Source organism: Tardiphaga sp. 42S5 (genome assembly GCF_034044155.1).
In the GTDB taxonomy this organism is placed as follows: Bacteria; Pseudomonadota; Alphaproteobacteria; order Rhizobiales; family Xanthobacteraceae; genus Tardiphaga; species Tardiphaga robiniae.
Window position 1 is genome coordinate 3,824,607 of sequence record NZ_CP139027.1, and the last position, 25,242, is coordinate 3,849,848.

23 protein-coding genes are annotated in these 25,242 nt (G+C 62.0%); 18 read left to right on the forward strand and 5 right to left on the reverse strand.

Annotation, left to right across the window (positions count from 1 at the left end; translation table 11 throughout):
* Positions 1-57: 57 nt before the first annotated feature.
* On the reverse strand, positions 58-738 hold the full coding sequence (locus SFY93_RS17705; protein WP_320444031.1) for a hypothetical protein: 681 nt from the start codon (positions 736-738) through the stop codon (positions 58-60).
* 215 nt (positions 739-953) lie between these two features.
* On the opposite strand from SFY93_RS17705, the gene SFY93_RS17710 reads away from it, so the two are divergent.
* Genes SFY93_RS17710 through SFY93_RS17725 form a run of 4 tightly spaced genes read left to right on the forward strand, consistent with a single transcriptional unit; the run spans position 954 to position 5,255 of the window.
* Positions 954-2,234, forward strand: a complete 1,281-nt coding sequence (locus SFY93_RS17710; protein ID WP_320444032.1) for a hypothetical protein — start codon at positions 954-956, stop codon at positions 2,232-2,234.
* Positions 2,235-2,252: 18 nt separating this feature from the next.
* The gene (locus SFY93_RS17715; RefSeq protein ID WP_320444033.1) at positions 2,253-2,840 is read left to right on the forward strand and encodes a protein-S-isoprenylcysteine O-methyltransferase; all 588 of its coding nucleotides are present in this window, start codon (positions 2,253-2,255) and stop codon (positions 2,838-2,840) included.
* 40 nt (positions 2,841-2,880) lie between these two features.
* Positions 2,881-4,017, forward strand: coding sequence for a zinc-binding dehydrogenase (locus SFY93_RS17720; protein WP_320444034.1), 1,137 nt, complete (start codon positions 2,881-2,883; stop codon positions 4,015-4,017).
* A complete protein-coding gene (locus SFY93_RS17725; protein WP_120289940.1) occupies positions 4,014-5,255 on the forward strand; it encodes an MFS transporter in 1,242 nt (413 codons plus the stop codon). The genes SFY93_RS17720 and SFY93_RS17725 overlap by 4 nt, the downstream gene beginning before the upstream one ends.
* 5 nt (positions 5,256-5,260) lie before the next feature.
* Here the strand turns inward: SFY93_RS17725 and SFY93_RS17730 are convergent, their stop codons facing one another.
* Positions 5,261-5,872, reverse strand: a complete 612-nt coding sequence (locus SFY93_RS17730) for a LysE family translocator (protein WP_320444035.1) — start codon at positions 5,870-5,872, stop codon at positions 5,261-5,263.
* A gap of 70 nt (positions 5,873-5,942) precedes the next feature.
* On the reverse strand, positions 5,943-7,703 hold the full coding sequence (locus SFY93_RS17735; RefSeq protein ID WP_320444036.1) for a caspase family protein: 1,761 nt from the start codon (positions 7,701-7,703) through the stop codon (positions 5,943-5,945).
* Between the two features lie 325 nt (positions 7,704-8,028).
* Between SFY93_RS17735 and SFY93_RS17740 the strand changes: the two genes are divergently transcribed.
* From SFY93_RS17740 to SFY93_RS17785, 10 genes are all read left to right on the forward strand, one after another.
* On the forward strand, positions 8,029-8,583 hold the full coding sequence (locus tag SFY93_RS17740; protein WP_231080778.1) for an NADPH-dependent FMN reductase: 555 nt from the start codon (positions 8,029-8,031) through the stop codon (positions 8,581-8,583).
* A 67-nt stretch (positions 8,584-8,650) separates the two neighbouring features.
* A complete protein-coding gene (locus SFY93_RS17745) occupies positions 8,651-8,968 on the forward strand; it encodes an FtsB family cell division protein (RefSeq protein ID WP_068730817.1) in 318 nt (105 codons plus the stop codon).
* A 274-nt stretch (positions 8,969-9,242) separates the two neighbouring features.
* On the forward strand, positions 9,243-10,274 hold the full coding sequence (pdhA, locus tag SFY93_RS17750) for a pyruvate dehydrogenase (acetyl-transferring) E1 component subunit alpha (protein WP_149530523.1): 1,032 nt from the start codon (positions 9,243-9,245) through the stop codon (positions 10,272-10,274).
* A 32-nt stretch (positions 10,275-10,306) separates the two neighbouring features.
* The gene (locus SFY93_RS17755) at positions 10,307-11,707 is read left to right on the forward strand and encodes a pyruvate dehydrogenase complex E1 component subunit beta (RefSeq protein WP_093758724.1); all 1,401 of its coding nucleotides are present in this window, start codon (positions 10,307-10,309) and stop codon (positions 11,705-11,707) included.
* 3 nt (positions 11,708-11,710) lie between these two features.
* Entirely contained in the window at positions 11,711-12,016 is a 306-nt protein-coding gene (locus SFY93_RS17760; protein ID WP_068730814.1) for a DUF5076 domain-containing protein, read from the forward strand.
* Between the two features lie 2 nt (positions 12,017-12,018).
* Positions 12,019-13,386 (forward strand): pyruvate dehydrogenase complex dihydrolipoamide acetyltransferase, encoded by a 1,368-nt coding sequence (locus SFY93_RS17765; RefSeq protein ID WP_320444037.1) that lies wholly within the window; start codon positions 12,019-12,021, stop codon positions 13,384-13,386.
* Positions 13,387-13,572: 186 nt separating this feature from the next.
* Positions 13,573-14,994: a dihydrolipoyl dehydrogenase gene (lpdA, locus tag SFY93_RS17770; protein ID WP_320444038.1), complete on the forward strand. Its 1,422-nt coding sequence runs from the start codon at positions 13,573-13,575 to the stop codon at positions 14,992-14,994.
* A 163-nt stretch (positions 14,995-15,157) separates the two neighbouring features.
* Positions 15,158-15,403: a hypothetical protein gene (locus SFY93_RS17775; RefSeq protein WP_320444039.1), complete on the forward strand. Its 246-nt coding sequence runs from the start codon at positions 15,158-15,160 to the stop codon at positions 15,401-15,403.
* Positions 15,404-15,684: 281 nt separating this feature from the next.
* Positions 15,685-16,365 carry a hypothetical protein gene (locus SFY93_RS17780; protein WP_320444040.1) on the forward strand — a complete coding sequence of 227 codons (681 nt, stop codon included), beginning with the start codon at positions 15,685-15,687 and terminating at the stop codon, positions 16,363-16,365.
* Positions 16,352-17,164 carry a tetratricopeptide repeat protein gene (locus tag SFY93_RS17785; RefSeq protein WP_320444041.1) on the forward strand — a complete coding sequence of 271 codons (813 nt, stop codon included), beginning with the start codon at positions 16,352-16,354 and terminating at the stop codon, positions 17,162-17,164. Before SFY93_RS17780 ends, SFY93_RS17785 begins: the two co-directional genes overlap by 14 nt.
* Positions 17,165-17,386: 222 nt before the next feature.
* Here the strand turns inward: SFY93_RS17785 and xth are convergent, their stop codons facing one another.
* Positions 17,387-18,178: an exodeoxyribonuclease III gene (gene xth / locus SFY93_RS17790; protein ID WP_320444042.1), complete on the reverse strand. Its 792-nt coding sequence runs from the start codon at positions 18,176-18,178 to the stop codon at positions 17,387-17,389.
* Positions 18,179-18,347: 169 nt separating this feature from the next.
* On the opposite strand from xth, the gene SFY93_RS17795 reads away from it, so the two are divergent.
* The 3 genes from SFY93_RS17795 to SFY93_RS17805 are packed head-to-tail and all read left to right on the forward strand — an operon-like array spanning position 18,348 to position 23,464.
* Positions 18,348-19,478 carry an efflux RND transporter periplasmic adaptor subunit gene (locus tag SFY93_RS17795; protein ID WP_089264722.1) on the forward strand — a complete coding sequence of 377 codons (1,131 nt, stop codon included), beginning with the start codon at positions 18,348-18,350 and terminating at the stop codon, positions 19,476-19,478.
* A gap of 3 nt (positions 19,479-19,481) precedes the next feature.
* Positions 19,482-22,610, forward strand: coding sequence for an efflux RND transporter permease subunit (locus tag SFY93_RS17800; protein WP_320444043.1), 3,129 nt, complete (start codon positions 19,482-19,484; stop codon positions 22,608-22,610).
* A gap of 11 nt (positions 22,611-22,621) precedes the next feature.
* On the forward strand, positions 22,622-23,464 hold the full coding sequence (locus SFY93_RS17805; RefSeq protein ID WP_320444044.1) for an amidohydrolase family protein: 843 nt from the start codon (positions 22,622-22,624) through the stop codon (positions 23,462-23,464).
* Between the two features lie 26 nt (positions 23,465-23,490).
* Here SFY93_RS17805 and erpA read toward each other — a convergent pair whose 3' ends face one another.
* Positions 23,491-23,838 (reverse strand): iron-sulfur cluster insertion protein ErpA, encoded by a 348-nt coding sequence (gene erpA / locus SFY93_RS17810; protein WP_093758714.1) that lies wholly within the window; start codon positions 23,836-23,838, stop codon positions 23,491-23,493.
* Positions 23,839-23,938: 100 nt separating this feature from the next.
* On the opposite strand from erpA, the gene SFY93_RS17815 reads away from it, so the two are divergent.
* Entirely contained in the window at positions 23,939-25,153 is a 1,215-nt protein-coding gene (locus SFY93_RS17815; RefSeq protein WP_320444045.1) for a deoxyguanosinetriphosphate triphosphohydrolase, read from the forward strand.
* The last annotated feature ends 89 nt before the right edge of the window (positions 25,154-25,242 follow it).

A 25,242-nucleotide genomic window follows, 5' to 3' on the forward strand; every position in this document is an offset into this window, starting at 1 on the left:
CAATTCAGCCGAGGTGACGATCACCTCGGCTGAAAGCGTTCCGATATTTGCTGCCTATTATTGCGGAGCAGCCGAGACCTGTGCAGGCTTCGGCGTCGCCGGCTTGCGGCGAATACTGCCGCCGGTCACGGCCATGACACGGGCAATGGCCTGACGCTGCAGGCTGTCGTCCTTGTCGATCGAGAAGTGGTTGGTGGTGGCGTTCTCGTTGACGTTGGCGAGCTTGCCCTTGAAGCGGGGATCGGCTGCGACCGCGCGTCCCCAGCCGGCGGGTACGTAATAGTTCACGATCTGCTTTACGTTGTTGGGGACGGCATCGGGCGCCACCGGATCGAAGTTTACGATCAGCGCCACCGGGATGTTGTACTGCGCGAGCTTGCGGGCAATCGAGATGGTCACATCGGCACCGGCCGAGTGGCCCATCAGGATGATCGGTTCGCGGTTACCGGCCTTGTACCGGGCGATCATGTCGTCTGCCTGGCCGCTCCACAGTGTGTGATTGCTGACCGAGGAGGCGACGCCGGCGGCTTCGAGCTTGTAGGCGATCTGATCCATGCCGAGCGAGAACACGTTCATGAGGCCACGATAAAGATAGACATGGCCGGGGCGACGGCCGGGTGCCGCATCGGCATCCCCGGAACTCGCGAGCGAGGCCACAAAGAGCGATGACAGAATCAGTAAAACGGCCGCCGGAGAGGTCCACGACGGCCGTTTGAAGCCCTTGAGAGCAATCGACATAGTGCTTTCTTTCTTCGAAAAAACCCGCGACATGTTCAGACATAAGACCCTGCCGTCAATCACAGTCCTGCCTCGATTCCCGGAATTGTGATGAAGGGGGTTGCGAAAGAGCGGCTGTGTGACCTGAGGGCGACAAAATCCTGCCTGACGCTTCCGTTTTGAGCACGGGCAGGTTTGTCGGCGCAGGCGAATTTGCTATGCACCGGATCAGAACGGTGCGTGATGCACTCGGGAGCGAACGGACGATGATCGCGCGGCGACATGTCTTTCACATTGGCGGCTACGACCCGATTCTGCCGGACACGCAGCTCGAGCGGTTCCGCCGTTCGCTGTCGAGTTTCGAGAAGACGTGGAGCGTGTCTGCGAAAGCCTCTGGCGTGCTTGACGCTACGGAAGTGAGCGCCTCCTGGCGGGCCGAGACCTCCGGGCCGAACTGGAAGACAGAAACCACCTACGAGATGCTGCGCTGGGATGACCTGATCCTGCAGGATCACACCCGAAGCATGCTGTCGCGATTGGGCGCCGCCTTTGTTACGCTGGGCGACTGGCTGGTGACGGGAACCCTGTTCCGCTTCTTCTATGCGAGCTGGAAATATGCCGGCTTCTTCCTGTTCTCCTATCTGTGGATCGCGGGCTTTGCTGCATCTGGCGCAGCGGTGGGCTATGGGCTGACCTGGCTGCTTGACATGAATGGTGCCGCCGCATGGATCGCTGGCGCAATTGTCGCTGCTGCCGTCTTCACGGCGCTGCTGCACCATTACGGCTGGCGCAAGCCGATCAATCATGTGTTCGACGACTGGATCTTCTCGCGGCAATATGTCCATGGCCAGCGGCCAAAGATGACGGCGCGCGTCGATGAATTCGCCAGGGTAATCGCGGCGCGCGCGCAGAAGGCCGATGTCGACGAGATCGTCATCGTCGGGCATTGCCTTGGTGCGGCATTGGTGATGGAGGTGGTGGCCCGCGCACTCGCGCTCGACCCGGATCTGACGAAACATGGCCCGACCATCTGCGTGATGACGGTGAGCGCGACCATCCCGAAATTCTCGCTGCATCCCGCCGGCAAGAGCGTACGCGCAGCAACGCGTCTCGTCGCCGACACGCCGGCGATCCGCTGGACCGAATATCACGCCCGCGACGACGTCATCAGTTTCTACCGCTTCGATCCCGTGACCTTGAAACGCCGCAGTCGCGATCGCGACGAGGGCAGGCCGAACATCCGGCGCGTCCAGATGCATGCCATGATGGGCATGGAACAGTTCAAGCGCTATCGCTTCAACTTCATGCGCATTCACTATCAGATGGTGATGGGCAACCAGTGCCGCGCGCCCTACGACTATTGCATGGTGATCTGCGGTCCTCTGCCGTTTGACGAGATCACCGCGGGCGAAGGCGGCCTCAAACGCTTCGGTGCGGATGGCGCGCTGCTGGACATGCCGCCGTCCAAGATCACATCCTCTCAATTGCAAGCCGGGGCATCCGTGAATGCCGCATGATGGCCTGATCGGACGACAATGACCGCGTCACTTCTTGGAACATATGTCTGGGCGATCGGTCTGATCGCCTGGTTCATCATTCGCTATCCCTATGCGCGCAAGGCCCGCCGCACGGCGACGCTGCGGGCGGTCGGCTGGAGCCGTGAACGCATCCTGCTGGCGATCGCCACCATCGGCCTGTTCGTGGTACCGCTGATCTGGCTGGTGACCGGCTGGCCGGCCGCGCTGAACTATCAGCTGAATTATGCGGCAGTCGTGGTCGGCGGCGCGCTCTATGTGCTGTCGCTCTGGCTGTTTCGCCGGTCACACAAGGATCTCGGCCGGCAGTGGTCGGCCAGTTTGGAAATCCGCGAGGCTCACCAGATCGTGCGTGCCGGCGTCTATCGCAGCATCCGCCATCCGATGTATGCCTCGTTCTGGCTGTGGGCATTGGCGCAGGCATTCCTGCTGCCGAATGCCATGGCCGCGCTGGGCGGGCTGGTCGCGATCGCGATCCTGTTCTTCACCCGCATCGACTATGAAGAGCGGATGCTGATCGAGGCATTCGGCGACGACTACCGGGCCTATATGCGCGAGACCAAGCGTATCATTCCGGGCATCTACTGACGCGGCACCAGACCGCCGGACAGATTGAGGGGGACCGACCATGACTGACATCACATCCGGACTTGAACTGCGCTCGCTCATCAAAAGCAGCGGCGAACTGGAAATCTCGCTGCAGCAGGTGGCGATCCCGGCGCCGGGCCCCGACGAGGTCGTCGTGCGCATCGAGGCTGCGCCGATCAACCCGTCGGATCTCGGTCTCCTGCTCGGCGCGGCCGATCCGGCCAGCGCGAAAGCCTCCGGCTCTGGTGCGTCCTCGGTTGTCACAGCAACCGTCCCGCAGGCCAATATGAAAGCGATGGGCGGCCGTCTCGACGAGTCGATGGCGGTCGGCAATGAGGGCGCCGGCACGGTGGTGAAGGCCGGATCGTCCGAGGCCGCGCAGGCGCTGCTCGGCAAGACCGTCGCGCTGATCGGCGGCGCGATGTATGCGCAGTATCGCGTCATCAAGGCCAAGGAATGCCTGCCGCTGCCCGAGGGCACGACGGCCACCGAGGGCGCATCCTGCTTCGTCAACCCGCTGACCTCGCTCGGCATGGTCGAGACCATGAAGCGGGAAGGGCATACGGCGCTGGTGCATACGGCCGCCGCGTCCAATCTCGGTCAGATGCTCAACAAGATCTGCCAGAAGGACGGCATCGATCTCGTCAACATCGTCCGTAGCGAGGAGCAGGAGAAACTTCTGCGCGGCATCGGCGCGAAATATGTCTGCAACTCGACGTCGCCGAGTTTCATGGAAGACCTGACCGCCGCATTGATTGCCACCAATGCCACACTGGCCTTCGACGCCACCGGCGGCGGCAAGCTGCAGGGCCAGATCCTGCAGGCGATAGAAGTTGCCGCCGTCAAGGCGATGAAGGTCTATAGCCGCTATGGCTCGACGACGCACAAGCAGGTCTACGTCTATGGCCGGCTGGATCTGCGCCCGATCGAATTCGTCCCCGCCGGCATGGCCTGGGGCATGGGCGGCTGGCTGCTGTTTCCGTTCCTGCAGAAGATCGGCGCCGCCGATGCCGCCAGGCTCCGGGCCCGCGTGGTCGCCGAACTCAAGACCACCTTCGCCAGCCACTACACCAAGGTGATTTCGCTCGAAGGCGTCTTGCAGCTCGACAATCTCCGGGCCTATGCGAAGCGCGCCACCGGCGAGAAGTATCTGATCAATCCGAACATGCCGGGATGACACTCGCCGATCAGTCTGCCGGCGTGGTCACGGATGGCGCGCGGCTTTTGCTGCGCCATCCGCCGTATCTGTACTACATGGTGTCGCGCAGCTTCTCGCGCTTCGCGTCGCAGATTGCCGCTGTCGCGGTCGGTTGGCAGATCTATGATCTGACCGGCAGCGCGTTCCAGCTCGGCATGGTCGGCCTCGCGCAATTCGTGCCGATGCTGGCGCTGGTCTTCGTCGCCGGCCATATCGCCGACCGCTACGACCGCCGCCGCGTGGTGCAGATCTGCCAGACGCTGCAGGGGCTGACAGCGATCCTGCTCGCCTGGGGCACCTATGCCGGTTGGATTACGGTGCCGCAGATTTTCGTGGCGCTGGTGGTGATCGGCGCGGCGACGGCCTTCGAGGCGCCGGCCGGCTCGGCGCTGCTGCCCGGCGTTGTACCGGAAGGTCGCCTGCAAAAAGCGACGGCACTTTCCACCGGCGTGTTTCAGGTGGCGATGATTTGCGGCCCCGCGCTCGGCGGCATCGCGTACGCGCTGTCGCCGTCGACGCCCTATGTGCTGATGGCGGCATTCTGGCTAATCGGCGGCGCGCTCAACAGCGCCATCAAACTGGCGCGCGAGGTCGCGGTGAAGGATCCGCCGTCGCTGCGGACATTGTTCGCCGGCGTGGGCTTCGTACGCAGCAATCCCGCCATCCTCGGCACCATTTCGCTCGATCTGTTCGCGGTGCTGCTCGGCGGCGCCACCGCGCTGCTGCCGATCTACGCGCGCGACATCCTGCAGACCGGCCCGTGGGGCCTCGGCCTCATGCGCGCGGCGCCGGCAGTCGGCGCGCTGCTGACGACCATCGTGTTGACGCGCTGGTCGATCAATCGCCGGGTGGGCATGCGGATGTTCCAGGCCGTCATCATTTTCGGCCTTGCGACAGCGGTGTTCGCGGTGTCGCAATGGCTGTGGTTGTCGGTCGCTGCGCTCGCGGTACTTGGCGCGGCCGATACGGTTAGCGTCGTGATCCGCTTTTCGCTGGTACAGCTAGCGACCCCCGACGACATGCGCGGTCGCGTCGGCGCAGTGAACTACCTGTTCATCAACACCTCAAACCAGCTCGGCCAGTTCGAGAGCGGCGTCACCGCGGCGCTGTTCGGCACTGTCCCGGCCGCACTGATCGGCGGCCTCGGCACCGTTGCCATCGCGTTGCTGTGGATGCGGCTGTTTCCGACGCTGCGCAATGTGGAGCGGCTGGAATAGGCGCGTCAGCGCTCGGCGAAGGCCAGCTTGGCCCCTAGCGCAGCAAACGCGCCGGCAAAGCTGCGGCGCATCCAGGTCAGCACCCGTGGCCGTGTGATGACGTGGTTGCGGATCGACGCAGCAAACAGGCCGTAGAGCGCAAAGACAACGAAGGTCATCAGCATGAATACCGCGCTGAGCAGCAGCATCTGCGATAGCGGATGCGCCTCGTCGGCGCTGATGAACTGGGGCAGGAAGGCGAGGAAGAAGATCGACAGTTTCGGATTGAGGATGTTGATCAGGATCGCTGTGGTCGTTACCTGCAGCGCGGACTGCGCGCTATCGTCGGTCTCGACCTTCAGCGTGCCATGCTCCTGCAGCGTCTTCCAGGCCATATAGAGCAGGTAGGCGACGCCAACATATTTGAACACCTGAAACGCCACGGCGCTGGTGTGCAGCAGTGCTGCGAGACCAAGGATCGCGGCGGCCATATGCGGAACGATGCCGAGCGTGCAACCGAACGCGGCGACGACGCTGCTGCGGCCTCCGCGCGAAAATCCGGTTGCTAGTGTGTAAAGGGCGCCAGTGCCCGGCGACGCCACCACGATCAGCGAGGTGATGAGAAATTCGATGGTCACGATGATGGCTCCGGCTTGCAAACTTGGATCGTCAGAATGTCGCTTGCGATCCTGTCAGGCAAGCACGTCGTCAGTTGCACACCTCGACATTGGTGAGGCCGATGCGCATGTCGCGCGACACCAGGCGGCAGCCGGGACGCACCGGACGGCAGCCGGCATTGTCGCAGACGATCTGGCCGGACGGCTGTACGCGCGGCGCGCGGGCCTGAATTTGCGGACGATCAAGCTCATCGCGCTCAAGACGCTCGCGGCGCGGCAGGTTTCGTTTGGCCTCGGTGCGGCTGCGCTTCTTCCCGCATTCATTGTCCTCGTTCAGGAAGGTGCCGGCGCGGCATACGATTTTCACACAGCGGTCGCCGTCCGCCTCTGAACCATGCGCACAGACCAGCGGGCAGACGCGGGATGACTTGGTCTTGATCGCGTCGAGCGCATCGGTGCTGGCCGCCTCGGCATCGAATTTGGTCGACGCGTAACGATTGAAGCGCTCGAGCGACTTGCGGGAAGCCGAAGTCCAAGTGTTGTCGACTGATCCCTGCAGGCAGCCCACGCGCTGAAGCTCGACCTGGACCTGACGTGGCAGATCGGCTGGCGCGGGTGTTCGGGACACATCGGCCGTGGGGGCAGGGAGTGTCGCCAACTGCGGTCCGGCGGCAGGCGTGTCCAGCTTGCCGGCATCGACCCTGGCTTCCGCTGCCGCGCGGGCGCGCTCGCCGGCGGCGGCGCGTTCCTGCTCGGCGGTCTTGAGTTTCTCGGCAGCGATCCGGGCATCCTCGGCGGTCTTGGCATCGGCCGCTGCCTTGGTCTGTTCGGCCTTCCTGGCGCCTTCGGCAGCCAGACGGGCTTTCTCTTCAGCGGCGAGGCGGGCTTTCTCTTCAGCGGCGGAATGGGCGTCTTCGGCGGCGAGCTTCGCCAGTTGGGATTTGGCCAGCGACGCGTAGAAGCCGTCGGGGTGCTGGGTCAGGAACGCGTTCCAGCCGTCTCTGGTCGCAAGCTGCAAAGCCAGCTCGTAGTCGCGGCGGGTTTCGGCCTGGACACTGACGGCGGGCGACGTGGCGACGGCAGCCACCGGGACCAGCGGCACGTCGTCGCCGCCGAGCGAACCGTAGACATAGGGTTCCTGGCGGTTGCTGGTGTTCTTCATGACGTCATCGCGGACGAAGCCGAAGGCCTTGCGCAGGTCGAGGCCGGGCGTCGCGATATGGCGGACCAGCGCGGCCGTGAACGGGCTGTTCTTGCTGTCGCCATCCAGCGCCGTCGAGCCGGCTTTGGCCGAGTAGGCGATCAGCGTGTTGGGGCTGGCCGGCTCCACCTTGGCGAGGCCGCGAGGGATCGCACGCGACGCGGTGGTGCGCTTCATGTTCTTGACGAAGGGATTGTCGCGGCAGGCATCGAGGATCACCAGCCGCAGCTTCTTCGCGGGCTCAATGGTCACCAGGATGCGCTCCAGCGAGAACGCCTCGTCATAGACGTCGGTGTCGCGTTCCAGCAGCGCGTCGGTCGGAATCAGGTAATTGGTGCCATCGACCTCGATGCCGTGGCCGGCGAAATAGACCAGCGCGACGTCCGCATCGCGGGCCTTGTCCGCGAAATCGCGCAAGGCCCGGCGCATCTCGGTCGCCTTCAGATCCCGTCGGGCTTCGACAATGTCGAAATTCGCGGTCTTCAGGGTCTCGGTCATCGCAGCGGCGTCGTTGGCCGGGTTGGCGAGCTTGGCCACGTTCTGGTAGGCCGAGTTGCCGATCACCAGTGCGACGCGTTTGTCGGCGAAGGCCGACTGACTGAGCAAGCTCAAGGCGAAGACTACGGAAGCCACAAGACCAAGGTTACGCATCGGAAGCCCCGCAAATTGCGACGGTCGAGTTTGAACAGCCTAGCCAGACGTCGCAGATCAGTCGGGACTGGCTTGCGTGGTCTGTCTCACGTGGTTTGTCGCGCAGTGCACTCCGCAGGTTCGATCACAGCAGCGCTCCGCGCGTCATCCATTTGAGCGATATCAGCATAACGAAGATGTGTTTGGGCGGGCGAGGCGGACGTGCCGGTTTGGCCCGATTACGGCAGTCAAATACAATCCATGCACTTGCATCTTTTGCCGGGATAGGTGACAGGTTCCAGATGCGCTCCGCGCTTTTTGGAAGCAGTTATTCAGGGGATATCTCATGGCCACCTACAGCGTTGCCGTCATTGTCGGCAGCCTCCGCAAACAGTCATTCTCGCTCAAGGTTGCGAATGCACTCGCCCAGCTGGCGCCGCCGTCGCTGAAGCTGAACGTCATCACGCTGAACGAGCTGTCATTCTTCAATCAGGACCTGGAAGCCGCGCCGCCGGCCGACTGGGTCAAGTTCCGCGAAGCGATCCAGGCCTCGGATGCGGTACTGTTCGTCTCTCCGGAATATAACCGCTCAGTTTCGGGTGTTCTGAAAAACGCCATCGACGTCGGTTCGCGGCCCTATGGCAAGAGCTCGTTCCTCGGCAAGCCCACCGGCATCGTGGTTAGCTCGCCCGGTCCGATCGGTGGCCTGGGTGCTGCCCTTAGCTTGCGCCAAACCCTGCCGGGGATTGTCGGTCCCATCATGCAGCAGCCTGAAATCTATCTGAATGCCGTCGGCGACGCCTTCAGCGAACAGGGCGAGATCGTCAAGGAATCCATCCGTCCGGTGCTGCAGGCCTATATCGACGCTTTCGCCGTCTGGGTCGACAAGCTGAAGAAATAACCCGCGCAAATTCAGGTTGCGGCCCGGTTGTTAGGTTCGCCTTAACCGGGCCGTCGCATTTTCGGGAATGGTCAAGCATACCCGCCTCAAATCGATCCTCACCGGGCTTGTGCTCTATGCACTGGCGGCGATGATGATCAGCTATTTCGGGGTCAATGCCTATACCGGCAAATATGGCCTCAACGCCCGCCAGGAGCTCGACCAGGAGATCGTCGCGCTGACCTCCGAACTGGTACAGTTGAAGAAGGAACGCACCAAGGCCGAGCAGCGCGTGGCGTTGCTGCGATCTGGTGGACTCGATCCCGACATGCTCGACGAGCGCGCGCGCTACCAGCTCGACTACGCGCATCCGCGCGACCTCGTGAAGGTCATCAAGCCAAACTAAGATTCTCTCTTCGGCGGCGAGTCGTCCTCGCATGAAGCAACACAGCTTTGCATCAAAGCTATGGATCGCTCGCGCCTGCTCATCGTGACGGCAACGTGACCACGACAGGCGCTTTCATTCCTCAAATTACAAAACCCATCCAATTCGATTTCGAAAGTTTCGCGCCTTCGCTGCAGTGCGAAACAACCGTGTGGCATTCCGCGCGACGCAATCCCTTTCAAGCCGCAAGTACTTGGAGTAGGAAGGGCCATTCACTCTCGCATCCGGAATTTTCATGGCCGCACCGAAGAAAAGCGTCGCTCCCGCAGGGCAGGCAACGAGCAATGGCGCAACCCCGTCATCGCCGCCAGATTTCACCCGCGATCAGGAGATGCACGCGCTTCGCGACATGCTGCTGATCCGGCGTTTCGAGGAGAAGGCTGGCCAGCTCTATGGCATGGGCGCGATCGGCGGTTTCTGCCATCTCTATATCGGTCAGGAAGCCATCGTCGTCGGCATGCAGATGGCATTGAAGGATGGCGATCAGGTCATCACCGGCTATCGCGACCACGGTCACATGCTGGCCTGTGGCATGGACGCCAAGGGCGTCATGGCTGAGCTCACGGGGCGCAAGGGCGGCTACTCCAAGGGCAAGGGTGGCTCCATGCACATGTTCAGCCGCGAGAAGAATTTCTATGGCGGCCATGGCATCGTCGGTGCGCAGGTGTCGCTCGGAACGGGTCTCGCTTTCGCCAACCGTTATCGCGGCAATGATCTCGTCAGCCTCGCTTACTTCGGCGACGGCGCGTCGAACCAGGGCCAAGTCTATGAGAGCTTTAACATGGCGGAGCTGTGGAAGCTCCCGGTGATCTACATCATTGAGAACAACCGCTATGCCATGGGTACCTCGGTGACGCGCTCTTCGGCGCAGACCGACTTCTCTAAGCGCGGCATCTCCTTCAACATTCCGGGCGAGCAGGTCGACGGTATGGACGTCCGCGCCGTGAAGGCCGCCGGTGACCGTGCGGTCGCTTGGTGCCGCGCCGGCAAGGGTCCGTTCATTCTGGAAATGCAGACCTATCGCTATCGCGGTCACTCGATGTCCGATCCGGCCAAATACCGGACCCGCGAGGAAGTGGACAAGGTTCGCCACGACCAGGACCCGATCGAGCAGGTGCGCAACCGTCTGCTGGCCGCTGGCGTGACCGAGCAGGACCTCAAGGCGATCGATGCCGAGGTGCGTGACATCGTCAACGCATCCGCGGATTTCGCGCAGCAGGACCCTGAGCCCGATGCATCCGAACTTTACACCGATGTGTACCGCTAAGCGCGCGGCTTAAAGACCGATCTGGAGTTATAATGGCCATTCAAGTTCTGATGCCCGCGCTGTCCCCGACCATGGAGAAAGGCAACCTTTCCAAATGGCTCAAGAAGGAAGGCGACACGATCAAGTCCGGCGATGTGATCGCCGAAATCGAGACAGACAAAGCGACGATGGAAGTCGAAGCGACCGACGAAGGGACGCTCGGCAAGATTCTGATCCCGGAAGGGACCAATGACGTCGCGGTCAACACGCCGATCGCGACCATCCTCGCCGACGGCGAAGACGCATCTGCCGCGGCGAGCACACCGGCCCCCGCGAAGCAGGAGAAGGCCGCAGAATCCGCGCCGCCTGCCGCGGAAGCGAAATCCGCTCCGGCTCCGAAGGAAGAGGCTACAGCGCCAGCAGCTCCGACGGCTTCGATCCAGCCCGATCCTGAAATTCCTGAAGGCACCGAGATGGTGACCATGACCATCCGCGAAGCGCTGCGCGACGCGATGGCCGAGGAAATGCGCAGGGATGAAGACGTCTTCATCATGGGCGAGGAAGTTGCCGAATATCAGGGCGCCTACAAGGTGACCCAGAACCTGCTGCAGGAATTCGGCGCCCGCCGCGTGATCGATACGCCAATCACCGAGCACGGCTTTGCTGGTGTCGGCGTCGGCGCGGCGATGTCTGGCCTGAAGCCGATCGTCGAATTCATGACCTTCAACTTCGCCATGCAGGCGATCGACCAGATCATCAACTCCGCTGCCAAGACGCTCTACATGTCCGGCGGCCAGATGACCTGTCAGATCGTCTTCCGCGGCCCGAACGGCGCCGCGGCGCGCGTCGGTGCCCAGCACAGCCAGGACTACTCGGCCTGGTATTCGCAGATCCCGGGCCTCAAGGTTGTCGCACCCTATAGCGCCGCCGACTACAAGGGGCTGCTCAAATCCGCGATCCGAGATCCGAACCCCGTGATCTTCCTCGAAAACGAAATGCTCTACGGGCATTCCGGCGAGGTACCCAAGCTCGACGACTACATCGTGCCGATCGGCAAGGCCAAGGTCGCACGTGTCGGCAAGGATGTGACGCTGATCTCGTGGTCGAACGGTATGACCTATGCCCTGAAGGCTGCCGAAGAACTCGCCAAGGAAGGTATCGAGGCGGAGGTCATCGACCTGCGCACGCTGCGTCCACTCGACACCGACACCATCATCGAGTCTGTGAAGAAGACATCGCGTGCCGTGACGGTGGAAGAAGGCTGGCAGCAGTCGGGTGTGGGCGCCGAAATCGCCGCACGCATTATGGAGCATGCGTTCGACTATCTCGATGCGCCGGTGGCGCGCGTGTCGGGCAAGGACGTGCCGATGCCTTACGCCGCTAATCTTGAAAAGCTGGCGCTGCCGTCGGTGGCCGACGTCGTGGCTGCGGCCAAAGCCGTTTGCTATCGGTGAACCATGGCAGGTCCGAAGGAACAGCCACTGCCGCCGGATGTCATGGATCGCGAGGACGCCACCGAGGTGTTGCGCGCATTCGTGCTGGATGGCGGGCTGTCCATCGCCTTCATGCGCGCCTTCGAGGAGCCCGACATGTGGGGGCTCCTGCTCGTCGACATCGCGCGCCATGCCGCACGCGCCTATGCGCGTGAGGCCAACTATTCCGAGGACGAGGCGCTGAACCGCATCGTCGAAATGTTCGAAGCTGAAATCGCGCGTCCGACTGACATGGGCAACACCACGCCGCGGTCGCAACAAGGTCACTGACAATGCCAATCAACATTCTGATGCCTGCGCTGTCGCCCACCATGGAAAAGGGCAACCTTGCCAAGTGGCTCAAGAAGGAGGGCGACAAGGTCAAGTCCGGCGACGTGATCGCGGAGATCGAGACCGACAAGGCGACGATGGAAGTCGAAGCCGTCGACGAAGGCACAATCGCCAAGATCCTGGTGGCGGAAGGTACGCAGGATGTTGCTGTGAACGCCGTGATCGCGGTGCTCGCCGCCGACGGCGAGGACGTGAAGGCCGCGAGTTCGGGGGCAGGGGCTGACAAGCCGAAGCCCGCGCCTGCTGCCGAGGCTCCCGCGCCGAAGCCTGCAGCTGCTGCACCTGCGCCGGCTGCTGCTTCCGCAGCGAAAGCACCGGCACCGGCCGCTGCGCCAGCTCCGCAGCCGGCCGCCGCACAGAGCAATGGCGCGCGCGTATTTTCGTCACCGCTGGCGCGTCGTCTCGCCAAGGACGCCGGCATCGAACTCGGTCGTATCAACGGCTCGGGTCCGCATGGGCGTGTGGTCGCTGCGGATGTCGAGAAGGCGAAGTCCGGTGGTGGCCTGAAGGCATCAGCCGCGGCTGCCGGCGCTCCCGCAGGTGCAACTGGAGCGATCGGTGCGCCTGCAATGTCCGATCAGCAGATTCTCGGGCTGTACGAGCAGGGCGCTTACGAGAGCGTGCCGCATGACTCGATGCGCCGCACGATTGCGCAGCGTCTCACCGCCGCGACCAACTCGATGCCGACCTTCTATCTCACGGTCGATTGCGATCTCGGCAAGCTCTCCTCCGCGCGCGAGGAGATCAACGCTGCGGCCGGCAAGGACAAGGACGGCAGGCCGCTCTACAAGCTCTCGGTCAACGATTTCGTCATCAAGGCGATGGCCATCGCGCTGCAGAAGATTCCGGAAGCGAACGTGTCCTGGACGGAAGCAGCGATGCTCCGTCATAAGCATTCCGACATCGGCGTCGCAGTGGCGCTGCCGTTCGGCCTGATCACGCCGATCATCCGCCAGGCCGAGATCAAGTCGATTTCGACGATCTCCAACGAGATGAAGGAATTGGCCGCGCGCGCCAAGGCCAAGAAGCTCAAGCCTAACGAATACCAGGGCGGCGCGTCATCCGTGTCTAATCTCGGCATGTTCGGCATCAAGGACTTCACGGCGGTGATCAATCCGCCGCAGTCGTCGATCCTTGCGGTTGGCACGGGCGAGGAACGGGCCGTGGTGCGCAATGGCCAGATCGTCGCTGCAACCATCATGAGCGTGACCCTGTCCTGCGACCACCGCGCCATCGACGGCGCGCTCGGCGCGGAACTGATCACGGCATTCAAGAAGTTGATCGAAAATCCCGTGATGATGGTGGTGTAAGGTTTTTCCCTCTCCCTCAGGCAGCACTTGCTGCGCAGGCGGGAGAGGGTGGCTCAATCGCGCGAAGCGAGATTGAGACGGGAGAGGGGGCGCTTGCAATGATATGCCGACCCCTCTCCCGCCTTCGCTTCGCTCAGGCACCCTCTCCCGCAAGGGGAGAGGGGAAAGAAAGCAAGCGAGTAACTCATGGCTGATACATCCTTCGACGTCGTCGTCATCGGCTCCGGTCCCGGCGGCTATGTGACGGCCATTCGGGCCGCGCAGCTCGGCTTCAAGACGGCGATCGTCGAGAAGGCCTATCTCGGCGGCATCTGCAATAACTGGGGCTGTATCCCGACCAAGGCGCTGCTGCGCTCGGCGGAAATCTATCACTACATGCAGCATGCCAAGGATTATGGCCTGTCGGCGGACAACGTGACGTTCGACATCAAGGCCGTGATTGCGCGCTCGCGCGGCGTGGTGAAGCGCCTCAGCGGCGGCGTCGAATATCTGATGAACAAGAACAAGATCTCGATCATCTGGGGCGACGCGACCCTGGATGCGCCGGGCAAATTCACTGTCAAGAAGACGGAAGCCGCAGCACCCAAGGGCGCACTCGGGGCAAGCAGCTATACTGCCAAGCATATCATCGTCGCCACCGGCGCCCGGCCGCGCGTGCTGCCGGGTCTCGAGCCCGACAAGAAGCTTGTCTGGACTTATTTCGAGGCCATGAACCCCGACAAGATGCCGAAGTCGCTGCTGGTGGTCGGCTCCGGCGCCATCGGCATCGAATTCGCGTCGTTCTACAAGACCATGGGCGCCGACGTGACTGTGGTCGAGGTGCTGCCGCAGATCCTGCCGGTCGAAGACGCCGAGATCGCCGGTTTCGCCCGCAAACAGTTCGAGAAGCAGGGCATCAAGATCATGTCCGGCGCGAAGGTGACCAGGCTCGACAAGAAGTCGGATTCGGTCACCGTGACCATCGAAGATGGCAAGGGGGCTACCCAGCAACTCACCGTCGACCGCGTCATCTCGGCGGTCGGCGTGGTCGGCAATATCGAAGGCTTTGGCCTCGACAAGCTCGGCGTGAAGACCGAGCGCGGCTGTATCGTGATCGACAAATACGGCAAGACCAACGTGCCCGGCATCTATGCCATCGGCGACGTCGCCGGTCCGCCGATGCTGGCCCACAAGGCCGAGCATGAGGGCGTGATCTGCGTCGAGGCGATCAAGGGGATGAACCCGCATGCAATGGACAAGTCGCTGATCCCGGGCTGCACCTATTGCCATCCGCAGGTAGCCTCGGTCGGTCTCACCGAAGCCAAGGCCAAGGAAGCCGGCAAGGACATCCGTGTCGGCCGCTTCCCCTTCGTCGCCAATGGCAAGGCCATCGCCCAGGGTGAGGACCAGGGCATGGTGAAGGTGATCTTCGACAAGAAGACCGGCCAGCTGCTTGGCGCCCATATGGTCGGCGCTGAAGTCGTCGAGATGATCCAGGGCTTCGTCGTCGCCATGAATCTGGAGACGACCGAGGAAGAGCTGTTCCACACGATCTTCCCGCATCCGACCATCTCGGAGACGATGAAGGAAGCGGTGCTGGACGCCTATGGTCGGGTGCTGAATACGTAGTCGAAAGCATTTCCGATCGATAATTTTGACCGCTGCATCGTGAAGTTGCGGCGGGCTTACGTTCCGGTCTCCCGACGTTATCTGCCGTCAAGGTCAGACGCGAATGCGTCCAAGGCGCAAAGTGCTGTCGTTTCCGAGTGACGCTAAATTCAGGGAGCTTTTCATGAAAACAACGATCACCACTGCCGCGGCTGCGGCCCTCATTGCTCTGACAGTGTCCGGTGTCGCCACTGCGTCAGAGCAGCGCTCTGCACACCGGCATGCTCAACCGCAGGCCGTCACAACCTATGGCGACTCACGCGATGCCTTCGCCTATTACCCGGGCTGGGGCCGTGATCCCGTGCTCGTCCGCGGTGTTTATCCCGGGCTGGTCTACGGTGGTGCCACCTCCGCGCCCGCCGGACGTTGAGATCGGCAACGGATGGAAAAGTCGGCCTGCGCTGACTTTCCGGTAACGCGGCAGAGCCTCGCTCAAAAGGGTTGCCGGTGCGCCACAAATGTTGCTTGGTTGCCACAGTCCCCCAAGATTTAACCCTGTCGTGCTGTGGGTATTGTAACCGCCGCTATTTGGCCACACGCCTTCGTGAAATCATTTCTCACCAGCCAGAAGGCTGGAGCGCTTTGTTGATCGGCGGGATGTCAGTGGGATTGTCCCGGATCGCCGAAGCGGCCTGAGAAACCAGGTTCGCGATGGACGCCAAGACGAACATCAAGTCGCGTTTGCCTAGCCGTCTTATGACGGAGGGCCGGGAGCTGGCGTTGCGTGGCGTGCTCCCGTCCGCGATGAGTCTGGCTATGTCACAAGGCGAACAGCCCGTTGCCGGCCAAGTGCTGCGCGCGGAAGAATCTCGTGCTGTCGAAATCTTCAAAAAGACACCATATGGCACCGATTTGAAGCGGGTGAGCCGTTATGTCGCCAAAGACATATTGGAAGTTGCCGACATACTGTTGCTGAAGACGACATTGCTCGATCACAGCCGGTCGCAGGGAGCGTGCCTCACTGCGACGGGGCAGATGATCGCGGAGAAAATGAAGCCCGTGACGCGGAATTCCCATCAGGACGTCATTAGATCTGCCGACAAGCTGATCGCCGTTATCGGTGACCTTGTTGGATCGAAGGGGACTCTGGCTCCTGACACCTTCGAATCGATGGGCGGTAGCACCATCGGGCGCGAAACCGGTGAGGGCTGCCTTAACGTAAAATTGACCGACAAAGAATTGGCCGCGCACCCGACCAAACGGAAGCGTCGCGCGACTAACCATATGTCAGGGACGCTGTGGACATATGCCCAGCAGGTTGGATCGGCCATTGGTTGCGCCGTGACCCAAGCCGGCCGGGCCCACGAGAAATACTGTTATGCGGATAGTTGAGCGTGCCATTTTTGTAGCGTTTGCTTTGGGTGCCGCGTCAGTGGCCGCGCCGGCGTTTGCCTTTGATGGTGCGCCCGTTGGCAGCAGCGACGCGGCCCTGCCAGTTGTAACGACCATTCCCGGTGCCGCCCCGGTCTTGAAGAAGTCCGCCAAGCCCGACACCTCGCTGACCGCGCTCCAATATGCCGCCGAAGGCGGTCATCCGATCGCCCAGTGGAAGCTCGGCCGGATGTATGCCGACGGTAACGGTGTGGCACAGGACGACCTGCGCGCCTTCGAATATTTCAGCCGTATCGCCAATGCCCACGCCGAGGACTCGCCGTCCGCGCCGCAGGCCACCATCGTCGCCAACGCCTTCGTGGCGCTCGGTCGCTATTACCTCGATGGTATTCCGAATTCGAAGATCAAGGCCGACACCGAGCGTGCGCGCGAGATGTTCTCCTACGCCGCATCCTATTTCGGCAATGCCGACGCCCAGTACGATCTGGCCCGGCTTTATCTGAAGGGTATCGGCACCCCGCGCGACACCAAATATGGCGCCCGCTGGCTTGGCCTTGCTGCGCAGAAGGGCCAGCACCAGGCGCAGGCGTTGCTTGGCCAGATGCTGTTCAACGGTGAATCGCTGCCACGGCAGATGGCGCGCGGCCTGATGTGGCTGACGCTGGCCCGCGACAATGCCGGCCCGGACGACACCTGGATCCGTGACAGCTACAACAAGGCGATCGCCAAGGCCTCCGAAGACGACCGCGCCATGGCGCTGCAGATGCTTGAGCACTGGGTGTCGGGCAAACGGGACTGAGGGTTGTCTCGGGCTAAGCGGCCGTTTTCGAGGACGATTGCCTCACACTCGACTGTCGTCACCCGGCTTGACCGGGTGACCCAGTAATCGTCAGCCTTCATTATTATCAACGAGTGCTCGCGTCAGGCGCCGTCTTGGAACATTGCCCCGGGCATTTGCTGGATCGCCCGGTCAAGCCGGGCGATGACAGTTTGTATTTGGGGAGCGCTTGGCGATGGGCCTTTACGCCGTTTCCAGATCCAGATCGATCCACACCGGCACGTGATCGCTCGGCTTCTCCCAAGCGCGCACATACTTGTCGATGCCGACGTCGATGAGCTTGTCGCTGGCCTGTGGTGACAGCAGCAGATGATCGATGCGGATGCCCCAGTTCTTTTGCCAGGCGCCAGCCTGATAGTCCCAGAACGTGTACTGGCCGGGCTCATCGGTGACGGCGCGCAGGGCGTCGGTCATCCCCAATCCGAGCAAGGTCTGGAAGCTCGCGCGGGTCTCCGGCTTGAACAGCGCGTCGTTGGTCCAGGCCGCCGGATTATAGGCGTCGGCCGCCGCCGGGATGACGTTGAAGTCGCCGGCGAGAATCAACGGCTCTTCCGTCTTCAGCCGCAGCTTCGTGAATTCCTGTAGCCGCGACATCCATTTCAGCTTGTAGGGATACTTCTCGGTCTCGACCGGATTGCCGTTCGGCAGATACAGGCAGGCAACCCGGACCACCCCGGATTTCAGCGACACCACACCTTCGATGAAGCGCGCATGAAGATCCTCGTCATCGCCCGCCAGCCGGGGCGTGGCTTCCTCCAGCGGATATTTCGAGAGCAGGGCGACGCCGTTGAACGTCTTCTGGCCGTGGGTGACGACATTGTAGCCGAGCGCCTCGATGGGCTCGCGCGGAAACGCCTCATCAAGGCATTTGATCTCCTGCAGGCAGACGATGTCCGGGGAGCAGTCGCGCAGCCACGTCACCAGATGGTCCAGCCGCTGGCGGACAGAATTCACATTCCAGGTGGCAATTCTCATCTGATGGGATTCCGGTAACAACAATGGCAAAAATACGTCAACGTGGCATACCATCATCCTCGCCAACATGATAAGCTTTAAGCCTAAAGCGCACAGACGCTGTCTTTAAAGCTGCCATGGGCGGGAAACGGGGGCGACCCGATCTTCTGTACCAGGTGACATGGACCATATGAAGAAACGCACATCGATCGCTCTACTCGTTCTCGTTGGCGCTGCCGCGGTTGCGGCCTACACGACGCGCTCTTCGTGGACCGGTGGCAACACCAATGCACAGGCCCCGCAGCGCGCGCGGATCGTTGCGGTCGAGATTGCCAAGGCGGAACGCAAACCGGTTCCGGTCGATGTCGATTCAATCGGTACAGTAACGCCGATTTCGAGTGTCGCACTCAAGTCGCGGGTGGAAACCACCATCACCTCGGTGCATTTTGAAGACGGCGCCAAGGTCAAGGAAGGCGATCTGCTGTTCACCCTCGATTCGCGGCAGATTGATGCCCAGATCGAGCAGGCCGAAGGCACGCTGGCGCGCGATCAGGCCCAACTGGCCGGTGCGGAACGCGACGTGCGGCGCTTTACGGATCTGATCGGCAAGGGCGCAACTACGCAGGTCAGCGTCGACAATGCCAAGACCCAATCCGACATCCTGGCCGGAACCATCCGGGCCGATCAGTCGGCGCTCGACAATCTCAAGGTCCAGAAGAGCTACACCATCATCCGCGCGCCGTTCTCCGGCCGGATCAGTGCAGCCAATGTGAAGGTCGGCAATTTCGTGCGCCCGGCCGATACGGCGCCGCTCGCCACCATCAATCAGATGGCTCCGGTCTATGTGTCCTTCGCCATTCCGCAGCGTGTGCTTGGCGATCTGCGCGAAGCGATGGCGGCGGGATCGACCTCGGTCATTGCGACCATCCCGAACAGCGGCCGTTCTGAAACCGGCAAGGTGGCGATGGTGGAAAACACCGTGGATTCCACCACCGGCATGGTCACTGTGCGCGGCATCATGAGCAATCCGAACGAAACCCTGTGGCCGGGCATTTTGGTACAGACCAAGTTGATCGTGCGCACCGAGGACGGCGTTGTTGTGCCCACCGTGGCCGTGCAGCGCAGCCAGACCGGGAACTTCGTCTTCATGGTGAAGGACGGCGTCGCCCGTGTTCAGCCTGTCGAAGTCGATCGGACCTTCCAGGGGATTTCGGTGATCTCGTCGGGTTTAAAAGGGGATGAGGACGTCGTCGTCGACGGCCAGCTCTTGCTGACACAAGGCACACGGGTCGAAGCCCGGGCTCGCAAGGCCGGGGCATAAAACATGACCCTCTCGGAGCTCTGCATCCGTCGCCCTGTGATGACCACGCTCATCACGGCGACGATCATCGCGTTTGGCATTTTCGGTTTCCGGCTGCTGCCGGTGTCGGCGCTTCCGAAAGTGGACTTTCCGACCATCGCGGTGACGGCGACCCTGCCAGGCGCCAGCGCGGACACGATGGCGGCCTCGGTCGCCGGCATCATCGAGCGTCAGCTCTCGACCATCGCTGGTATCTCTTCGATGTCGTCGAGCTCATCGCAGGGAACGACCCAGATCATCATTCAGTTCGATCTTAACCGCAATATCGATGCGGCGGCGCTGGACGTGCAGACTGCGCTGACGATCGCACAGCGCCGGTTGCCGATCGAAATGACGATCCCGCCGAGTTTCCGCAAGGTGAACCCCGGCGATTTCCCGGTGCTGTTCATTGCGCTGAGTTCATCGACGCTGCCGCTCTCGGCCGTCAATGAATTTGGCGATATCACCATCGGGCAGGCGCTGTCGCAGATTCCCGGCGTGGCGCAGGTGCTGATCTATGGCACGCAGAAATTCGCCATTCGCGTCCAGGCCGATCCCGAAGCTGCGGCGGCTCGTGGATTGTCGCTTGAAGATATCCGCACGGCGGTGTCACGCGCGAACTCTTCGACGCCGGTCGGAACTCTGAACGGACCGAAGCAGGACATCTCGTTGCAGGCATCCGGACAGATGTCCAAGGCCGCCGACTATGGCCAGGTCGTTGTCGCCTGGCGCAATGGCTCGCCGGTCAAGCTGAACGAAGTCGCCAAGATCTATGACGCCGTCGAAAACGACAAGGTCGCGACATGGTTGAATGGCGAGCGCGCCATCGTGCTGGCGATCCAGAAGCAACCCGACGCCAACACGGTCGCTGTGGTCGACGGCGTCCGCGCCAAGTTGCCGTCGCTGCGTGCGCAATTGCCGCCATCGGTCGAAGTCAATATGATGATGGACCGCTCGATCTCGGTCCGCGAAGCCGTCGCGGACGTCGAGGAGACATTGCTGATCGCCGTCGTGCTGGTGATCTTCGTGATCTTCCTGTTCCTGCGCTCAGCCTCCGCGACTTTGATTCCCGCGCTGGCGGTGCCGATCTCGATCTTCGGCACATGCGCCGCGATGTATATGCTGGACTACTCCATCAACAACATGACGCTGCTGGCGCTGACACTGTCCGTCGGCTTCGTTGTCGACGACGCCATCGTCATGCTGGAGAATATCGTCCGACACATCGAGCTCGGCATGAAGCCGTTCGACGCGGCGCTCAAGGGCGCACGCGAAATCGGGTTCACCATCGTTTCGATCACCTTCTCGCTGATCGCGGTGTTCATTCCCGTGCTGCTGATGGGCGGAATTGTCGGCCGTGTGTTCCGTGAATTCGCGGTGACGATCGCGGTGGCGATCATCGTCTCCGGCTTCGTGTCGCTGACGTTGACGCCCATGCTATGCGCACGCGTGCTCAAGGCGCACAATCCCGAGCACAAGGAGAATTTCATCCTGCGCGGTTTCGAGCGCATATTTGCGGCCTGGCTACGCGGCTACGAATGGGCGCTCGATCGCGTGCTCGCACACAAGGGCATCATGCTGGTGGTGACGCTCGCGACCCTCGGCGGCACCGTTTATCTCTACAACATCGTACCAAAGGGCTTCTTCCCGCAGGAGGATACCGGGTTCCTGACCGGTACGACCGAAGCCGCAACCGATACGTCCTTCGAAGCGATGAGTGCGCGGCAGCAGGCGCTTGCTGATCTGCTGAAATCCGATCCTGCCGTCGAATACATCAACAGCACCGTGGGCTCCGGCGGCCCGAATGCGACGGCGAATTACGGTCGTCTGTTCGTTGCGCTGAAACCGCGCCAGGATCGTGATCCCGCACAGGTGGTGATGACGCGGCTGCGCCAGAAGTCGTTGGCCGTTCCTGGCTTGCAGGCCTTCTTCCAGAGCATCCAGAATCTGAACATCGGCGGCCGACCGTCGAAGAGCCAGTATCAATACGTGCTTCAGGGCAGCGACACCGACACGCTGTATCGCGTGTCGCCGGAGATGCGCGACCGTATCGCCAAGGTGCCGGGCCTGCTCGATGTGACCACCGACCTCTACATCAAGAACCCGCAGATGACGGTCGATATCGACCGCGAAAAGGCGGCGGTTTACGGCGTGACCGTCGATCAGGTTCGTAACCAGCTCTATAATGCATTCGGCTCGCGTCAGGTCGGCACCATCTATATGCCGACCAACGACTATCAGATCATCCTGGAAGCACAGCCGCAGTTCCGGATCGATCCGAGCGATCTCTCCAAGCTTTATATGAAGACGTCGAACAACCAGACCATTCCGCTGAGCGCGGTCGCACGTCTGGTGCCGACGGTCGGGCCGCTGCAGATCAACCATCAGGGTCAGCAGCCGGCGGTGACGATCTCGTTCAATCTGGTGCCCGGCTATTCGCTGGGCTATGCGGTAGACCAGATCTCGCAAATCGAGGCGGATTCCAAACTGCCGGTGACCATTGCGACGGGCTTCTCGGGGACCGCGCAGGTGTTCCAGGATTCGTTGCGCGGGCAGGGCGTGCTGATCCTGGCTGCCGTGTTCGCGGCCTTCGTGATCCTCGGCATCCTCTATGAGAGCTTCATCCACCCGATCACAATCATCTCCGGTCTGCCATCCGCGGGTATCGGCGCGATCCTGACGCTGATGCTGTTCAAGATGGAAATGTCCGTCATCGCCATGATCGGCATCGTCATGCTGGTCGGCATCGTCAAGAAGAACGCCATCATGATGGTCGACTTCGCACTTGAGCGTCGTCGCGTCGGCCTCTCGGCCGAACACGCGATCCGCGAAGCCGCGCTGCTGCGTTTCCGCCCCATCATGATGACCACCTTCGCGGCCATCTTCGGCACGCTGCCGATCGCGCTTGGTGCAGGCGCTGGTGCCGAATTGCGCCAGCCGCTTGGCGTTGCGGTGGTCGGCGGTCTGTGTGTCTCGCAATTGCTGACGCTGTTCATCACACCGGTCATCTACATCTATCTCGACCGCATCGACCGCAAGTTGAAGCGCAAGCTGCAGCCGCAACTCGAGGAAGAAGACCACGACGATCGTCCGCGCGTCGTGGCTGCGGAATAGGGATGTTTTCAATGCCGGTGAGAACGCTTACTGCGACCGCTTTGCTGGCCGCACTTGTTGTCGTGCCGGTACGTGCCGACGATCGGATCGAAATCTTCGACGCCCATATGCATTACAACTGGGAGCCGAAGCCGTATTACCAGCCCGACGAAGTGCTGGAGGTTTTCAGGAAGAACCGCGTCACCGGGATTCTCGCCACCAGCCGCCCGAACACCGGCACCCATGTGCTGATGGACGGCAAGGCCAATGGTAAGATGGGCGATCTGCAGGTCGTGCCGTTCATCCGGCCGTATCGCGTGCGCGCCGATATAGGCAGCTGGTTCAACGATCCCGTAATCTTCGATCTCGTGCAGGAGGAGTTCAAGCGCGGCTACTATCGCGGTGTCGGCGAATTCCATCTGACCGGCAAGGCGGCCGATACCGAGATGGTCAAGAAGACCGTCGACTTTGCCGTCGCCAACAATCTCTATTTGCACGCCCATGCGGACGACGAAGCGGTTGAGATTCTGATGCGGCACAATCCGCGTGCGCAGATTATCTGGGCACATACCGGCTTCAGCCTCGCGCCGGACCGTGTCGCAGCGATGCTGATAAAATACCCGAAACTGTGGGGTGAATTGTCTTACCGCAGCGGCATCGTGGACGGATCAGGCAAACTGACGCCGCAGTGGCGCGTGCTATTCGAGCGCTACCCCGATCGCTTCCTGCTGGGCTCCGACACCTGGGTGCCGGAACGCTGGGCGAGCTATGGCGATATCATGGATGGCTATCGCGCATGGCTGGCGCAACTGCCGCCGGCGGTCGCTAAACAGATCGCGCACGGCAATGCGCGGGCGCTGTTCGCCGAGAAATAGACCAATCTAAAAGAGCCGAATAGAGGTCAGATCGAGAAGCTGGTCCCGCAGCCGCAGGACGCCGTCGCGTTCGGATTGACGACGCGGAACGAGGCGCCGATCAGGTCATCGACGAAGTCGAGTTCGGAGCCGGCCAGGAACGGTGCTGAGGAGGGGTCGACCAGCACCACGGCGCTGTCACGTTCGATCAGGATGTCGTCGTCCGCCTTGGCGCGCTCGACGTCGAACTTGTACTGGAAGCCGGAGCAGCCGCCGCCTTCGACCGACACGCGGAGCATGGCGCCGTTGCCTTCGGTCTTGAGGATCTCGCCGATCCGGCGCGCAGCACGCGCGCTGACGGTGAGGGGGGCCTCGGTGACTGCAGTGTCGGTCATATCTGGATCTCCGGGCAGGATTCGAACCATTTGAATCTGCCGCTCCCCATAGTTAAGTGCGGCAGGCTCAGGAATCAATTGGATCAAGGATAAACACGCCGTGTCGGTCGGAATGGCTGCTCCCCGCGCACCCTATGCCTGCGACCCCGATCGCAGCCGTGGACGGCTGTTTTCCGAGGCTCCGAGCCGGACCCGCAGCGCGTTTCGCCGGGATTGCGACCGGGTCATCCACTCGACTGCGTTTCGCCGGCTCAAGCACAAGACCCAGGTCTTCGTGTTCCATGAGGGCGATCATTACCGCACCCGTCTCACCCACACGTTGGAAGTGGCGCAGATCGCCCGCGCCGTGGCCCGGCAACTGGGCCTCGACGAGGACCTGACCGAGACCCTGGCGCTGGCCCATGACATCGGCCATCCGCCGTTCGGCCATGCCGGCGAGCGGGCGCTGGACGCCTGTCTCGAGGCCCATGGCGGCTTCGATCATAACGCCCAGACCCTGCGCCTCGTCACGTCGCTGGAGCATCGGTATCCCGAGTTCGATGGCCTCAACCTGACCTGGGAAACCCTCGAAGGCATCGTCAAGCACAACGGGCCGCTGACCGACGCGTCAGGCGCCCCTGTGGGACGTTATGCCACCCATGGCGTGCCGTTCGGGATCACAGAATATGACCGCACCTTTGATCTGGAGTTGTCGAGCTTCGCTTCGCTGGAAGCTCAGGTCGCGGCGATTGCCGATGATATCGCTTACAACGCTCATGACATCGATGACGGACTGCGCGCAGGGCTGTTCACCGTCGATGACCTCAAGGCGATGCCGCTGACGCAGGGCATGATCGCAGAGATCGATGGACGCTATCCCGGTCTTGACGAGAGCCGCCGTGGCGCCGAACTGGTGCGCGAGCTGATTTCCTATCTGATCGGTGCGGTCGTCGGCGAGACGGAGCAACGGCTAGGCGCGGTGTTGCCTAAATCCGCGGAGGACATTCGCCGCTGCGGGCGCAAGCTTGTCGCGTTTCGTGCCGACGCGGCAGAAGCCGAGGCCGGGATCAAGGCCTTCCTCTGGCAGCACATGTATCGCCATGAGCGTGTCATGCGGGTGATGGTCGAGGCGGAATGCCTGGTTACCGACCTGTTCGCACGCTATCAGCGCGCGCCCGAGGATCTGCCGCCTGAATGGCTGCCCCCTCAAGGCGCCGAGCCGGAATCAGAGGGCGAACAAGCGCGCCGGATCGGCAATTTCATTGCCGGGATGACCGACCGTTTTGCCATTACCGAGCATATCCGGCTCTTTGACTCGGCCCCCGAATTGCGTTAGGCGATCCCTGTAAGTGCCTTTCGGGGCTGCGAAATCTGCGATTTTCAGAAGTCTGTCTCTGTTTGAAATCAAACAAGTGCAGCGGAACG